General features: G+C 46.1%; 14 protein-coding genes and 1 tRNA gene. 9 read left to right on the top strand and 6 right to left on the bottom strand.

Annotation, left to right across the window (positions count from 1 at the left end; genetic code table 11):
* Positions 1-129 precede the first annotated feature (129 nt).
* Positions 130-1,071 carry a VirK/YbjX family protein gene (locus K9N75_RS01865; RefSeq protein WP_061059295.1) on the top strand — a complete coding sequence of 314 codons (942 nt, stop codon included), beginning with the start codon at positions 130-132 and terminating at the stop codon, positions 1,069-1,071.
* A gap of 336 nt (positions 1,072-1,407) precedes the next feature.
* Here K9N75_RS01865 and K9N75_RS01860 read toward each other — a convergent pair.
* A tRNA-Phe gene (locus tag K9N75_RS01860) sits at positions 1,408-1,483 on the bottom strand.
* Between the two features lie 595 nt (positions 1,484-2,078).
* Between K9N75_RS01860 and speFL the strand changes: the two genes are divergently transcribed.
* The 5 genes from speFL to nikR all read left to right on the top strand — a co-directional run bounded on the left by speFL (position 2,079) and on the right by nikR (position 7,506).
* Positions 2,079-2,183 (top strand): leader peptide SpeFL, encoded by a 105-nt coding sequence (speFL, locus tag K9N75_RS01855; protein ID WP_016361109.1) that lies wholly within the window; start codon positions 2,079-2,081, stop codon positions 2,181-2,183.
* A 325-nt stretch (positions 2,184-2,508) separates the two neighbouring features.
* Entirely contained in the window at positions 2,509-4,671 is a 2,163-nt protein-coding gene (gene speF, locus K9N75_RS01850; RefSeq protein ID WP_004093443.1) for an ornithine decarboxylase SpeF, read from the top strand.
* Between the two features lie 119 nt (positions 4,672-4,790).
* Positions 4,791-6,113, top strand: coding sequence for a putrescine-ornithine antiporter (potE, locus tag K9N75_RS01845; RefSeq protein WP_039184437.1), 1,323 nt, complete (start codon positions 4,791-4,793; stop codon positions 6,111-6,113).
* A gap of 153 nt (positions 6,114-6,266) precedes the next feature.
* The gene (locus K9N75_RS01840; protein ID WP_224452150.1) at positions 6,267-6,935 is read left to right on the top strand and encodes a glutathione S-transferase family protein; all 669 of its coding nucleotides are present in this window, start codon (positions 6,267-6,269) and stop codon (positions 6,933-6,935) included.
* 112 nt (positions 6,936-7,047) lie between these two features.
* The gene (gene nikR, locus K9N75_RS01835) at positions 7,048-7,506 is read left to right on the top strand and encodes a nickel-responsive transcriptional regulator NikR (RefSeq protein ID WP_008814748.1); all 459 of its coding nucleotides are present in this window, start codon (positions 7,048-7,050) and stop codon (positions 7,504-7,506) included.
* A 54-nt stretch (positions 7,507-7,560) separates the two neighbouring features.
* On the opposite strand, the gene mltC is transcribed toward nikR, so the two are convergent.
* From mltC to mutY, 3 genes are all read right to left on the bottom strand, one after another.
* Positions 7,561-8,640, bottom strand: a complete 1,080-nt coding sequence (gene mltC / locus K9N75_RS01830) for a membrane-bound lytic murein transglycosylase MltC (RefSeq protein WP_035503554.1) — start codon at positions 8,638-8,640, stop codon at positions 7,561-7,563.
* Between the two features lie 83 nt (positions 8,641-8,723).
* Entirely contained in the window at positions 8,724-8,996 is a 273-nt protein-coding gene (locus K9N75_RS01825) for an oxidative damage protection protein (protein ID WP_004093452.1), read from the bottom strand.
* Positions 8,997-9,022: 26 nt separating this feature from the next.
* Entirely contained in the window at positions 9,023-10,087 is a 1,065-nt protein-coding gene (gene mutY / locus K9N75_RS01820) for an A/G-specific adenine glycosylase (RefSeq protein WP_039184446.1), read from the bottom strand.
* A gap of 314 nt (positions 10,088-10,401) precedes the next feature.
* Here mutY and trmB point away from each other — a divergent pair, with 314 nt between their 5' ends.
* A complete protein-coding gene (gene trmB, locus K9N75_RS01815) occupies positions 10,402-11,118 on the top strand; it encodes a tRNA (guanosine(46)-N7)-methyltransferase TrmB (RefSeq protein WP_004093456.1) in 717 nt (238 codons plus the stop codon).
* The gene (locus K9N75_RS01810) at positions 11,118-11,444 is read left to right on the top strand and encodes a YggL family protein (RefSeq protein ID WP_004093458.1); all 327 of its coding nucleotides are present in this window, start codon (positions 11,118-11,120) and stop codon (positions 11,442-11,444) included. The genes trmB and K9N75_RS01810 overlap by 1 nt, the downstream gene beginning before the upstream one ends.
* 66 nt (positions 11,445-11,510) lie before the next feature.
* On the opposite strand, the gene K9N75_RS01805 is transcribed toward K9N75_RS01810, so the two are convergent.
* The gene (locus K9N75_RS01805; RefSeq protein WP_096080050.1) at positions 11,511-12,794 is read right to left on the bottom strand and encodes an alpha/beta fold hydrolase; all 1,284 of its coding nucleotides are present in this window, start codon (positions 12,792-12,794) and stop codon (positions 11,511-11,513) included.
* 31 nt (positions 12,795-12,825) lie between these two features.
* Positions 12,826-13,737 (bottom strand): AraC family transcriptional regulator, encoded by a 912-nt coding sequence (locus K9N75_RS01800; protein WP_008814744.1) that lies wholly within the window; start codon positions 13,735-13,737, stop codon positions 12,826-12,828.
* A 206-nt stretch (positions 13,738-13,943) separates the two neighbouring features.
* On the opposite strand from K9N75_RS01800, the gene yqhD reads away from it, so the two are divergent.
* Complete coding sequence (yqhD, locus tag K9N75_RS01795; protein ID WP_008814743.1) at positions 13,944-15,101, top strand: alcohol dehydrogenase; 1,158 nt, start codon at positions 13,944-13,946, stop codon at positions 15,099-15,101.
* The last annotated feature ends 590 nt before the right edge of the window (positions 15,102-15,691 follow it).

Below are 15,691 nucleotides of genomic sequence, written 5' to 3'. Positions count from 1 at the left end.
TGTTTGGTTGAGTTCGTATAGCTCAAACTTAGGGTTACTTCGATCTCAGCTTCTCCCGCCTATCAGATCTGCCACAGGGAGCCATCTGCAGCTGGGTTATATAACTATTATTAATTTGTTGGGGCCAATATGAGCTTTTTCAAAAAATGGCGGCACCAGAGCAGCTTATGGCGTTCTCTGAACAGCGGGTATGATGCTGTTAAACTTGGTTGCCGTATTGCCGCATTACCGACGTTTAAATATATTAAATATAAAAAAATGTGCCGTGATTATTATAGTTCGCAGTTATTGAATCATGTGACTAATACGATCGCACATCCTTTTATCAAACGTCCGGTCAATAAATACCTCAACCGTACTTGGTCTGGTAAACAGAAACTGAGAACGGCGATGTCTACGCTCAATATGATTGAGAATAGCTTTTCACATCAGGCTCTTGAGAAAATTTATTCTCCGACGAACGAAGGAATTGTGCTAGCTGATATTGAGCTTAAAAGCGGAGACTTCGCTCAGCTTAAGCTCATGCGTTCTAAGTTCACTCGTGAAGGCGATTTAGGTCTATATCTGTTTAATGAACAGCAGCAGGAAGTATACGGCTTAACGTTTTCATTCGGTGATAAAGGCGAGCTATTTGTAAGTGGATTACAGGGTCCTGCTTCGGAAAATGCAGCTGAACTAGTTAAAAGCATGACCAAGCTGATGCATGGCATGCGACCAAAGAATTTACTTATCTCTGCGCTGTATGCGATCGCTCAATCACTGGGTGTTTCATCAATTGTTGGCATATCTAATAAAGCACATATTAAAAGCCAGCGTTTAAAATCCAGTTATGATAGCTTCTGGCTGGAGTGTGGCGGCGAGATAGATAGGGAAGGATGGTTCTATTTACCCAAAAGTGAACCAGAGCGTGATATTGAAACGGTGAAGAGCCAGCACCGCTCCGCTTTCCGCAAACGTGAAGCTCTGCGTGGACAAACCACAGATTCAGTAGCTCGCTGTTTAGCTAGCCATGCCGTAGGACAATCGGCGGTTACAGTGCCTCCCGAGGCGGTATTTAGTGAGCAGTCTTAGTGCGCTGAGTTTTCCCCATGATAGATTCATATCAAACCCGCCAATGGCGGGTTTTTCTTTATCTAGAGAAATTGAATAAGTGCCGTTCTGTATGTCCTGTGTCAGGTTTGAATATCTTAGTTTCTTAAATAATCAGCATTCATTCTAAAACTGGTTATTTAATCACGTAGGCCAGGTATCTCATTTATTAGTCACAGGGATTTTTCATGTTTGAACGAGGGTACAGAGCAATCAATGATCCTGTGAATCTAGAAAAATTGTACTCGGAGAAGGCATCAGAAAGGATTGGTGTGTTTAAAAGCAAAAAACCCGCCATAGGCGGGTTTTTCTAAATAGTGGTGCCCGGACTCGGAATCGAACCAAGGACACGGGGATTTTCAATCCCCTGCTCTACCGACTGAGCTATCCGGGCAACGGGGCGTATTAGACTAAATTACCTCGCCGCCGTCAACGTAAATTCTATACCTTTGGCTTGTACGCTCAGTTTTTCAACAAATTAGCGGGGAAATCTCAGGTTTTGTCGCTTCTATAGCCAAGCGTAGTCTATATAGGCTTACTCTGACTTATCTATCATCTGAGCTTGGTTTCTCAGACAGTGCTTTACCAAGAATAGGATGAAATTTTGGTTATGTGATCCGGCTCATTCATCATTAAAATGAATAAATAATCAATTTAACTCACTAAGAATGCACCAGAAATTTATATTGTAATGCTTTTGTTAAAAATATGACTACTGTTAACTCTTTTTCCAACGGACAAAACATTATTTTTATGTGCCCTCTTTTTGATTGCTTGAGTTAAGTGATTATGAGCTTTTCTTTAAAGTAATATCAATATGAAACATGTTACATATTAATAACTATTAGTGATGCTTAAATATGCATTCAATACTAGACATTGTTTATTTTTTATTTATTATATACCTCATATTAGTGATAAATATCACGGTTTATGTAGTTTCCCGAGTTACAATGTCCTCGGTTATCCAGATAAAGAGGAAATAGGAAATGGAAAATAACAATAAAGCTATGCCACATATTCGACGTGTCACTCATCTTATGATGATGGCGCATCGTAGCTGCTTTGACTTTCACCTTTTCAACTCTAAATAATCTCCCCTCCTGCGGCGTCCGCTATTGCGGATCGTCATGCTTGCCCGTTCCCAAACGTTAGTTAATCTAGTATCTTATTGAATAGACTAGTTTTATCTATCATTCGGCAAGTTGCATTTGACAATCCTGACTAGCTCATACGCCAACTCGGTGGCATGTCCACCAAGGCAATCATCAACTCTTATCAGTAATTCAATATCCTGAATTATTGCAGGGGAATATTGCCTAAAAAAAATAATTCAGCTTCAGATCCCGTTTGGGAATATCTGACGGCTACGCTGTATCTAATTTTTTACTATTAATAAAACAAGAGACCATAAATAAAATGGAAAAACTAAAAATAGCTGTTAATAACAACACCTCGGAATGCTTTAGTACGGAACGTGAAACGGTAGATATTAATAACACTAACTTTACTGATGTTTCAGCCGCAGTCATTTCCGTTGAGGATGCGGTATCCGGTATGTTAGATACCATTGAACAAACCGGTTTTGGTATTCCTATCTTTGTCGCGGTTTGTTGCGAAGAAGAACTTCCTGCAGAGGTGTTGCCACGTGTAACTGGCGTATTTGAATTATGCGATGGCAACGTTGATTTTTACGGTAAACAGCTTGAAGCTGCCGCAACTAAATATGAGAAAGAAGTATTACCTCCTTTCTTTGGTAGCTTGGTGGAATACGTACAGCAAGGCAATGCCGCATTTGACTGCCCTGGGCACCAAGGTGGCCAGTTCTTCCGCCGCCATCCAGCAGGACGTCAATTCTTTGATTACTTTGGTGAAACATTATTCCGCTCTGACCTGTGTAACGCTGACGTCTCAATGGGTGACCTGTTAATCCACGAAGGCGCACCTTGCACTGCACAAATGCATGCCGCAAAAGTGTTTAACGCAGATAAAACCTATTTCGTATTAAACGGCACATCCTCTTCTAACAAAGTGGTGCTGAATGCCTTACTCGCGCCAGGCGATCTGGTGTTGTTCGACCGTAACAACCATAAGTCTAACCATCACGGTGCGTTAATTCAGGCTGGAGCAACGCCAGTATATTTGGAAACTGCGCGTAACCCGTTTGGTTTCATCGGTGGTATTGATTCCCACTGCTTCGAAGAGAAATACCTGCGTGATTTAGTGCGTGAAGTTGCTCCAGAGCGTTCTAGCGAAAAACGTCCGTTCCGGTTAGCGGTTATTCAGTTAGGCACCTATGACGGTACCATTTATAACGCTCGTCAGGTGGTTGATAAGATTGGTCATCTGTGTGATTACATCCTGTTTGACTCTGCATGGGTGGGTTACGAACAGTTCATCCCAATGATGAACGACTGTTCGCCTCTGTTGTTGGAACTGAATGAAAATGACCCTGGTATTCTGGTTACTCAGTCAGTACATAAACAACAAGCTGGCTTCTCTCAGACTTCACAGATTCATAAAAAAGATAAACACATCAAGGGTCAAGATCGCTATGTGAACCATAAGCGCATGAATAATGCATTTATGATGCACGCATCGACCAGCCCGTTCTACCCACTGTTCGCTGCGCTGGACGTTAACGCCAAAATGCACGAAGGCGAAAGCGGAAAACGTATGTGGATGGACTGCGTTAAAGTAGGTATTGAAACCCGTAAGCTGCTGTTAAAACTCTGCAAACATATTCGTCCATTCGTTCCAGCAACCATTGATGGCCGCAAATGGGAAGACTTTGATACCGAAGAGATGGCAAACGATCTGCGCTTCTTCGACTTCATCCCTGGTGAGCGTTGGCACTCATTTGAAGGTTACGCAGAGCATCAATATTTTGTAGACCCATGCAAACTGATGCTAACCACACCAGGTATCAACGTACAAACCGGTGAATATGACAAGTTTGGCGTTCCTGCCACTATCCTCGCGAACTTCCTGCGTGAAAACGGCATCGTACCGGAAAAATGCGACTTGAACTCCATCCTGTTCCTGATGACGCCAGCGGAAGATATGGCCAAGATGCAGCATCTTGTTGCCCAAATTGCCCGCTTTGAGCGCCTGTTGGAAGAAGATGCGCCACTGGCTGATGTGCTGCCATCTATCTACAAAAACTACGAAGAACGTTATCAGGGTTACACCATTCGCCAACTGTGTCAGGAAATGCACGACCTGTATGTCAGCCACAACGTGAAACAACTGCAAAAAGAGATGTTCCGTAAAGCTCACTTCCCGAAAGTGGTGATGAACCCACAACAGGCGAATATCGAGTTTGTACGCGGCAACGTTGAATTAGTTGCTTTAAGTCAGGTTGAAGGCCGCATCGCCGCTGAAGGTGCTCTTCCTTATCCTCCAGGTGTGCTGTGTGTGGTTCCAGGGGAAATCTGGGGCGGTTCTGTACAGCGTTATTTCTTGGCGCTGGAAGAGGGCATCAATCTGTTACCAGGCTTTGCTCCTGAATTGCAGGGTGTCTATATCCAACAGGATGAGGACGGACGTAAACGTGCTTATGGCTATGTTATTAAACAATAAACTAGAAATCATTTCTCGGCAGGGCTATTGGCCGAAACTGATTTTCCGATAAAAAGAAATAGCGAAGGGTCGCGATGTAACCGGCTCTTCGCTAACAGAGTTTATGAGAGAGACACAATATGAGTACGTCTAAAGGCAACAATAAAATGGGCGTCGTTCAGCTCACAATTTTGACGGCGGTAAACATGATGGGTTCAGGGATCATCATGTTACCGACGAAATTAGCAGAAGTGGGGACGCTGTCTATTGTTTCATGGCTGGTGACAGCTTTGGGCTCAATGGCTTTGGCTTATGCTTTTGCTAAATGTGGGATGTTCAGCCGTAAATCAGGTGGTATGGGAGGCTATGCGGAATATGCCTTTGGTAAATCCGGCAACTTCATGGCGAACTACACCTACGGTGTATCTTTGCTAATTGCGAACGTGGCAATTGCAATTTCTGCCGTTGGCTACGGTACCGAATTAGTCGGGGCAAACTTAACACCTTTGGGAATTTGTATCGCGACAATTGGCGTGCTTTGGCTGGCAACTATTGCTAACTTTGGTGGCGCAAGAATTACGGGTCGCATTAGTGGCGTAACCGTATGGGGCGTTATCATTCCGGTTGTTGGTATCTCGGTTATCGGTTGGTTCTGGTTCAGCCCAACGATGTATGTACAGTCTTGGAACCCGCATCATTTACCTGTATTTGAAGCGGTCGGTTCTTCTATCGCAATGACGCTGTGGGCGTTCTTGGGGCTAGAATCTGCCTGTGCTAATACTGATGTTGTCGACAATCCTGAACGTAACGTACCTATTGCCGTATTGGGCGGCACATTGGGCGCAGCGGTTATTTATATTGTTTCAACTAACGTGATTGCAGGTATTGTGCCAAATATGGATTTGGCGAATTCAACCGCGCCGTTTGGTTTAGCATTCGCGCAAATGTTTACTCCAGGTGTGGGTAAAATCATCATGGCACTGATGATTATGTCCTGCGTAGGTTCATTACTCGGCTGGCAGTTCACCATCGCTCAGGTGTTTAAATCCTCGGCGGATGAAGGTTATTTCCCTAAAGTATTCTCTAAGCTGACTAAGGCTGACGCGCCGGTAAAAGGTATGATCGTTATCGTGATTATCCAAACCGTGCTGTCTCTGATGACTATCAGTCCGTCACTGAATAAGCAGTTCAACGTGCTGGTTAACCTTGCGGTAGTAACTAATATTATCCCTTACATTCTGTCTATGGCCGCTCTGGTTATTATTCAGAAAGTGGCGAAGGTCAATCCAAGCAAAGCCCGCATGGCAAATATCATCGCGTTTATTGGTGCCATGTATAGCTTCTATGCTCTTTATTCATCAGGTGAAGAAGCCATGATGTATGGTGCGATTGTAACCTTCTTAGGATGGACACTGTACGGCCTGATCTCACCTCGTTTTGAAATGCAGGACAAAAATGTTTAATACTGATTTTTAATCAGATTTATTAGGCAGTTGTTTTACCCAATAAGGGGAGCCATCGGTGGCTCCCTTTGTTTTTAATCGCCCCCATGATCTTTTGTGTAATTTTTCATCTGCTGGCTATAGTTAGAAAACATATGCTAGTGGAGCTAGAAAATGATTACGGTCCATCATCTTAATAATTCGCGTTCACACCGGGTGCTTTGGACGCTTGAAGAGCTGGGATTACCCTATCAGTTCGAACAGTATCAACGCGATCCCGTAACCATGCTGGCTCCTGAATCGTTGAAAAAAATCCATCCGTTGGGAAAGGCTCCCGTGATGACCGATGGCGAATGGACAATTGCGGAGTCCGCTGCCATTCTCGAATATCTGCAAGATACTTATGACCACTCCGCACTGCTCAAACCGCAGGATAAGCCAGAACGGATGCAGTACCGCTACTGGCTGCACTATGCCGAAGGATCATTAATGCCATTATTGGTAATGAAGTTGATTTTTAATCGACTAGGGAAGGCTCCAGTGCCTTGGATCATTCGGCCAATTGGCAGCCTGTTAAGTAAAGGTGTGCAGCGTGGTTACCTTGATCAGCAACTGGCAACGCATTTGCGCTTCATTGAAAATCACCTGAGTAAAAATAACTGGTTTGCTGGTGACCACTTTAGTCTGGCAGATATACAGATGAGTTTTCCCTTGGAAGCAATGAATATACGCACGGGATTGGATAAGGCCCCACATGCACGGGGGTTATTGAAGCGTTTACACGCGAGACCTGCCTATTTGCGCGCATTAGAAAAAGGTGGGCCGTTAGAATTAATGGACTAAGTTGATGGACTCATCCTTAGTGTTGATAGACTAAGTTGTTGGTAGCTCGGTTTTTTAGCTATGTGAACAATGGCATACTCTTGCGACTAAAGCCGGATTAGGAACTAATTTTATGCAACGAGTTACCCTTTCACTGGATGATGATTTGATGGCTGAGATCGACACCATCATCAAAGAACGTAACTACCAAAATCGCTCCGAGGCGATTCGTGATTTAGCTCGTGCCGGACTTCAAGCCACGGCAATGCCGACATTGAACGATGAAACTAGCAACTGCGTTGCGGCGCTGTTTTATGTTTACGACCATGAAGCCCGTGAACTTTCTAAGCGTCTAACGAAAAGCTTCCACGATCACCATGATTTATCGCTCGCAAGCCTGCATGTGCATCTCGATCATGGCAGTTGCTTAGAAGTATCGCTGCTTAAAGGTGCGAGTGGGAAAGTAAAGGGTCTTGCAGAGAAGGTGATCGCAGAGCGCGGCGTGCGCTATGGTAAGTTGGTTGTGGTGCCGGGCGAAGACTATGAACATCAACATGAACATGCTGAAGGGCATAATCATCATCATGACTGAGTTTATGATGAGGCATCTGCCCGCCCTCAAAAGGAGAGCGGGCGTGGAGAAAGTTTACTTCCCGCGTCGATAGCTCTTCTGCGCGTTGTTCACTTTGTATAGATAGCGACGTGATTCGCCAGAAGGATGTTTATTGGTGAGCGTTTCGTATACATCACCCGGTGTTAACTGGTTGATGATGCTCACTGCACGGTTACGGTCACTGGAGAATACTCGCAACACGCTGCCTGCGCCGCCGTTGTAAGCGGTAATTACCGCATAACGCCGTGACGTCGGGTTCTGAATGCCGCCCAGATAGTTGTTCTGTAAGATCGCCAGATATGCAGTACCAGTATCAATATTATTTTCTGGATCAAACAGATAGCTACGGCTTGGCGTACCCCATTTCCCTTTCTGTACAAATACGTCTTTACCTGCGGTGTGCTGAACCACCTGCATCAGACCAAGTGCATCAGAGCCGCTGACGGCGTACGGGTTAAAGCTCGATTCGGTTTGCATAATTGCCAGAATCAAAGACTCGTCGACGCCATATTTTTCAGAAGCTTTACGTACCATCCCGAGATATTTATGAGCACGTTTATCCAAGTGGTTTGGCACCAATTGGATCGTTACTGAGTAAATCACATGCAGCCCAGAAGTACGCTTCATGAGCTTATGCTGGACTAGATAGTCGGCAAAGTTGCTAGCGCGCCCCTGCCAACGAATTGGCTGTCCGGTATTGTCTAATACTTGACCGTACAGGAAGGGTTCTTTGCTGATCTGAATATCGTTTACATCAGAATAGAGGTCGATAGAACCGGGATCGTCTCCCATCAGCAATGTACTGATAATGGCCTGTTTAAGGCTGGCGGCCGGATCCGTCGGTGAGATCGTTTCAATAGTGATCTGGCCGGAATCAAAGTTGATGTGGCTACGCGTTAGGTATTGATCGGTGTATTTTACGTAGTCTTTTGGCCCCGCAATCAGCACCTCGTTGATGCCCCAAATGTTTTCAATATTATGGGCAAACTGTCCCATCAAAATGTCGAAACCATTGGTATCTTTGACATAGGCTTCGCTGTCCTGAGTATTTTTCTTTCCAGAACAAGAGATCAGCAAGGGTGCGATCAGGATCAATGCTAAAACTTTCTTCATCTTCACAGCCATATTGGATGAAAAATAGGATCTCAAACTGCGGGCTTAGCGCTGTCAAACCCGCAATATACTCGTTATTAAGATTACTGGCTCGGCGGCGTATAACCTTCGATATGCACATCATGGCCTTCAAACAAGAACTTCACCATTTCCTGCTCAAGAAGTTTGCGGTCATCTGGGTTCATCATGCTGAGTTTTTTCTCGTTGATCAGCATAGTTTGCTTGGACATCCACTGCGACCATGCTTCTTTCGAAATCTCGTTAAAGATCCGTTTACCTAACTCACCCGGATACAGCTGGAAATCTTGCCCTTCGGCTTCTTGATTTAAAAATGTACAAAAAATCGTTCTACTCATGATTATTCCTCATGTGGTGAGCCTTGTTACGATCGCTGAGAAACTGGCTCTTTAGACAGCTGCTGCAATAAACGTTCCACGGGGGCTGCCAGACCGACGGACGGTGGCTGGGCTAAGTTATACCAGAGTCCAGTTCCTTCATCCATGCAGTGACTTTGCTGCGTTATATCAAACCAAATCGGTACGATATCTAAATGGAAATGGCTAAACGTGTGGCGAAATGATGTTAGCTGATGCAACTTGGGCTGTTTTATCCCTAGTGAAGCCACGTGCTCGCGTAGCGCATCTTCATTGATAAACTGTGGAAAGCAGTACAATCCGCCCCATAGTCCGACGTTAGGACGCTGTTCCAGCCACACATTATCGCCAGATTGCATCATTAGAAAATAGCCAGTTTTTTCAGGAATAGTTTGCTTTGGTTTTTTACCCGGATACTGACTCCAGCTGCTATTAGCGTAGGCAATACAACCGCTGCTTAGCGGGCACAGCTCGCATTTTGGCTTACTGCGGGTACAAACCATCGCGCCCAAATCCATCATCGCCTGGTTAAATTGGCTAACACCCTTGGCAGGAGTGACCTGTTCGCTAATTTCCCACAGCCGATTTTCGACGTCTTTTTTTCCCGGCCAGCCTTCAACTGCGTAACAACGCGCTAAAACGCGTTTCACGTTCCCGTCGAGGATGGGATAATGTTGACCGAGCGACAATGAAAGGATCGCACCAGCAGTGGAGCGGCCAACGCCGGGAAGAGCGCAAACATCGTCAAACGACGTCGGGAACTCCCCGCCATGCTTTTCCATAATCGTCTGCGCGGCTTTATGTAGATTGCGGCCACGAGCGTAATAACCGAGCCCTGTCCAAAGATGTAACACCTCATCCTGAGGCGCCGCGGCCAGCGCGCGAACGTCTGGGAATTTCTCCATAAAACGCAAGAAATAAGGGATCACGGTCGCAACCTGAGTTTGTTGCAACATGACTTCCGACAGCCATACTTGATAAGGTGTTTTTGGGCTTTGCCATGGCAAAGTTTTACGTCCGTAGCGGTCGTACCAAGTCAGCACCGACTGCGCGAATTGTTGCGCCAGCATCATAAGCGTTAGGAGTTCCCTGAAGGCCATTAGCGGTTAAGAAACCAAGGCTGATAAAAATAGGCTGCGATTGCAGCACAGAGGCTACCGACTGTAAACCGGATCTTTCTCAAGCTTGCATCAATCGGCTGTTTTACTCGCGGTAATAACGCTGATGAATGTGAGCGTTATCCAGCGATTAACAGTAAATAAATAAAGTTTCTGCCTAGAACTAACCGGTAGCTGTTAAAATCATAGCTTGTGAAAACTGGCTAACTTTGCATAATGCGCCTTCACTTTATGTTAAACATCCATATTCAGGCAGATGAAGCACCACTATGAATGACGTAGTATCACCGGAATTTGATGAGAACGGTCGCGTTATGCGCCGTATCCGCAGTTTTGTACGCCGTCAAGGGCGTCTGACCAAAGGGCAGCAGTTTGCGCTGGATAACTTCTGGCCGGTGATGGGCGTAGATTTTCAGCCGCAGCCGCTGGATCTTGTCGCGTTATTTGGCCGTGACGCACCTACCGTACTCGAAATTGGTTTTGGTATGGGCGCATCGCTTGTGACCATGGCACAGCAGCATCCAGAGAAAAACTTCCTCGGCATCGAGGTTCACTCGCCGGGCGTTGGTGCATGTTTAGCAGCCGCACACGAAGCTGGCATCACTAATCTGCGAGTGATGTGCCACGATGCTATTGAAGTGCTGGAAGAAATGATCCCGGAAAACTCACTGGCAATGGTTCAGCTGTTTTTCCCCGATCCATGGCATAAGGCGCGCCACCATAAGCGCCGTATCGTACAAGCTCCGTTTGCTCAGCAAATTAAGAGCAAATTGAAAATCGGCGGCGTTTTCCATATGGCAACAGACTGGGAAAACTACGCCGAGCATATGCTGGAAGTGATGAACAACGCACCAGGTTATAAAAACCTGTCCAGCGATAATACATACGTCCCTCGGCCGGACTCGCGTCCATTAACGAAGTTTGAACTGCGTGGTCAGCGTTTGGGGCATGGCAACTGGGATTTGATGTTTGAGAGGGTAGAATAATGGCTAAAAACCGCAGCCGTCGTTTGCGTAAAAAGATGCATATCGATGAGTTTCAGGAACTGGGCTTCAGCGTAAGCTGGAATTTTGAAGAAGGCACCGGTATCGACATTATCGACTCCACTGTTGATAAGTTCATCGATGAAGCTATCGAGCCAAACGGCCTAGCATTTGATGGTAGTGGCTATCTGGCGTGGGAAGGTCTGATCTGCCTGCAGCAGATTGGTCAGTGCACCGAAGAACATCAGAAGCTGGTAAAAGAGTGGCTGGAATCACACGGCATGAAGAATGTTGTCGTGAGCGATCTGTTTGATGTTTGGTGGGATTGATTTCCACTCGTGTGAAAAAACCCGCTTCGGCGGGTTTTTTATTACTGACGTACGGTTATTAAATAATCAAGCGACGCCACGTAACGCCATCATCTGGCGCAAATGCGAGAATACATTGCCCACACGCAGGCCGTTATGTTCATACTCGCTGGTGATCCACGTTTCCAAGTTACCTATATGGCTCGCCGTTTCTAGCGATAGGCCTACATCAACATACATGTCGTTGTAATAAACTGCGGCGACTACAGGTACTTGGTTAGCCTTCAGGCGGTCCGCGTCGTACAGCGGCGACCACCGCTCGCTCTCGGCGAGTAAGCTTACTGCCTCTTGGAATGGTCGTAGAGTCTGCATTTCAGCAAACATCCACGGGTAGATCATTTCGCCGGTCAGAAGCAGAGGCCTTTGTTCAGCATGGAACTCCGGCAAAGTGTTATGCACTCGCTGCGCCGCCCAATTCGTCGCACCACTGTTATCGTCAGCATAAATACTTTCATGCATAACAGCATAGAGTGGATGTTCAGCAAAGCCTGTCAGGTTCATCACCTGAGTAAGGAAAGTATCGCTCAACTCGCCATCCTGATTAAAAGCCTCATCAAACAGCCACAGCAAGCTTTCATAGCCTTCGCTCATTCCCAACTGAATACCCAGCGTTTGCAAACGCTGAGTCGTAAGAATATCGCCATCGGGCAGATAAACCTCTTGTTCACTCAGTACGTCGGCGATGCGGTCAATCTGCTGCCGCATATGAGGATAGCGAGAGAAGAAAATCTGATTCTTTTCCCTCAGTTTTTGGTAGGTACGCTGATATAACAATTCCGCATTCGGTTGGATGGCAGGCAACCCACCCGTGATATAGCAGGCTTCAAGTCCTTGAGGAGCTTGTGACAAATACGTCAAAGTAATGAAACCACCAAAACTCTGCCCTAAAGTGCTCCACTTACAGCCACCAAACTGAGTTTTTCTCAGATGTTCAGCGTCGGCCACAATAGAATCAGCACGGAAACAGCGAAGATAGTCAGCGATCTGCTGGGGGCTGGAGCCACGAATCGAACTGGATTCGATCCTGCTACTCTGCCCTGTTCCGCGTTGATCGAGCAAGATCACGCGGAAACTCTTCAGCGCTTCAGCGAGCCACCCGCTCTGGCTGGTTGGACGCGGACATTTACCTCCCGGCCCCCCTTGTAAAAACAATAGACACGGCAGCCCATCGGCGTTTCGGCCAGCAATAGATAGCTCACGGGCAAAAATCGAAATCCGGCGTGGATCGCTGGCATCGAACCAATTCAGCGGCACGTCTAAACGGTGCTCACGCACCTGCATTCCAGCGACTAAATATTCCCTTTCTATCATGGCAAATCCACTCCTGCGGCAAAGTCGTAATTTATCGTTCTACAATACTCAAGCCACCTTCACGGTAGCGAGTCATTTGTTCGCTCGGCGTATTACCAAAGAAACGCTTATACTCGCGGCTAAACTGCGAGGCACTTTCATAGCCTACGCGGATCGCTGCGGTGCTAGCCTTCAGACCATCGTGCAACATCATCATGCGCGCCTTATGCAGGCGGAAAGATTTTATATACTGCAATGGAGAGGTTGCGGTGACGGCTTTAAAGTTATGGTGAAAGGCCGATACGCTCATATTCACCTCCTGCGCCAGTAAATCAACGTTAAGGCTGTCGGAATACTGCTGTTCAATCAGGCGTAGAGCCTTAGCAATTTGGCTAAAATGGCTATGACGATTTGCCAAGGCCTGCAATGCCTCCCCGCCTTCCCCGCACAGAGCATGGAATAACATTTCGCGCACAATTTGTGGCCCCAGTACTCTGGCCTGTAGTGGATTTTCCATCGCATCTACCAGTCGTTCGGTGGCACAAAACATCGATTCATCAAGGGAGACTGACTTCACACCACTAGATTGGCAGCGTTGCTTAGCGACCAAGCCATCGCCGATATCCATCAGCAAATCCTGCAGCATGCTGGTATTCACCCGCACCGAAAGACCAATCAAAGGTTCATCCGGCGTCGCAAACGTCTCACATTCGCAGGGCAGTGGCAGAGTCATCAGAAGATAATTGGTCGGATCGTAGCGAAATACCTTCTCACCCAGATATCCCACCTTATGTCCCTGTAGAACGATGATAATGCAGGGTTCATACATCACGGGTGTTCGCGGGTGATGCTCATCCGCATAGATAATTTTTACATTTTCAATAGGTGAAGCGCTTACACCAGTCTGGGTAATCTGGCGACTCAACTGCTGTGCCAGCTGCTTCCACCGTTCATCAATCAACATTGACCAATCTCCGCCGCCTCAAATAAGTGCAATAAATAATGCCTAATACGCTTCAATTTCTACAGTTATTTGTAGAAATAGGCAAGTCATCAACAGAAATGTGCATTGAGACATCAGCGTATTGCGCCCAGAATAACATCCAGAAAATGCGTTGGCGTCGACGGCCAAAGCATAACGAATCAAAATAAACACTGAGGTTGATTGCAATGCAAAATTTTACTCTTCACACCCCAACAAAAGTGCTATTCGGTAAAGGTCAAATTGCTAATCTGCGTAATGAAGTTCCAGAGAATGCTCGTATTCTGATTACTTACGGTGGCGGCAGTGTGAAACGCACCGGCGTTCTAGATCAGGTTCATGCCGCGCTGAAAGGGCTGCATGTCTTTGAGTTTGGCGGCATTGAGCCAAACCCATCTTACGAAACCCTGATGAAATGTGTTGAACTGGTGCGCAACGAAAAAATTGATTTTCTGCTAGCCGTAGGCGGCGGGTCAGTGATTGACGGCACCAAGTTTATTGCCGCTGCGGCTGACTACGTTGGCGAACCATGGGATATTTTGGAAACCTACGGCAGCAAAATCGAAAAAGCGATCCCACTAGCCGCGGTATTAACTCTGCCTGCGACCGGTTCAGAAATGAATAAAGGTGCCGTTATTACTCGCCGCTCTACCGGTGATAAGCGTGCCTTCCAGTCTCCATATGTCATGCCGAAATTTGCAATCCTAGATCCGGTAGTGACTTATACCTTACCTGCCCATCAGGTCGCAAACGGCGTTGTGGATGCGTTTGTGCATACCGTAGAGCAATATCTGACCTATCCGGTAGATGCCAAAATTCAGGATCGTTTTGCCGAAGGTATACTACTGACGCTGATTGAAGAAGGCCCACGCGCCTTGGCAGAACCAGAAAACTATGACGTTCGCGCCAATGTCATGTGGAGTGCAACTATGGCGTTGAACGGTTTGATCGGCGCAGGCGTTCCACAGGATTGGGCAACACACATGCTGGGACACGAACTCACTGCGCTGCACGGTATGGATCATGCTCAAACGCTAGCGGTCGTTCTTCCGTCTCTGCTACAGGCTAAACGCCAGCAGAAACATGCCAAACTGCTGCAATACGCAGAGCGTGTATGGAATATTCGTGAAGGTAATGAAGAACAGCGTATCGATGCCGCGATTGCCGCAACGCGTAAGTTTTTCGAAGAGATGGGCATTAAAACCTATCTGAAAGACTACGGTGTTGATGCCACTTCGATTCCGACGCTACTGGCAAAACTAAAAGAACATGGTATGACCGCTTTGGGCGAAAACAGCGATATTACGCTGGAAGATAGCCGCAAAATTTATGAAGCGTCACTGTAAACGCCTCCAGTTCATCGGACATAACGGATTACATTAAACGTAATCATTTTGTGTCCAACTGAGTTTTAGGCTTTCAGTATCTAAAATAAATAAAAATGGGTGAATGAATGTTCACCCGTTTTTATTGTATGTTCAATATGCCCAATGAGATAATGAACACGTCAGTTCATATTAAAAACCAATACCAAAGCATAAACAATTAACATAATTAATAGACAACATATTGACTACCATAGAAAGAGATGACTATATGAAATGGATTTTAACACTAGGTTTGTTTTTTATTACCGTAGGGTCTGGAAGTACACTTGCAGCATCGGACTCTCATTGGGATGGCGGCTATCAACTTAATCAAACTGATTAAATTATTCTTGATGGCCCCCAAGACTCAATATCTTATTTTATCGACGTCGATAGTAAAAAGAGCCAAGCCTTTGTCAGTATAATGATAACGACATCGTCATCAAGACGTCCCGCTATTATTTCATGCGACGGTCAGTATGATATAAAAGATAACAAAGGCGTATTGGAATTAACGTTCTCAAGCCAGAATAAAGGTGCGCAATGTTCATTCCCTGCTCCACAGTTTG

This window comes from Hafnia paralvei, assembly GCF_020150375.1.
GTDB classification, from domain to species: domain Bacteria; phylum Pseudomonadota; class Gammaproteobacteria; order Enterobacterales; family Enterobacteriaceae; genus Hafnia; species Hafnia paralvei.
The sequence above is the reverse complement of the archived record's forward strand: the minus strand, read 5'-3'. Positions and strand labels throughout refer to the sequence as shown.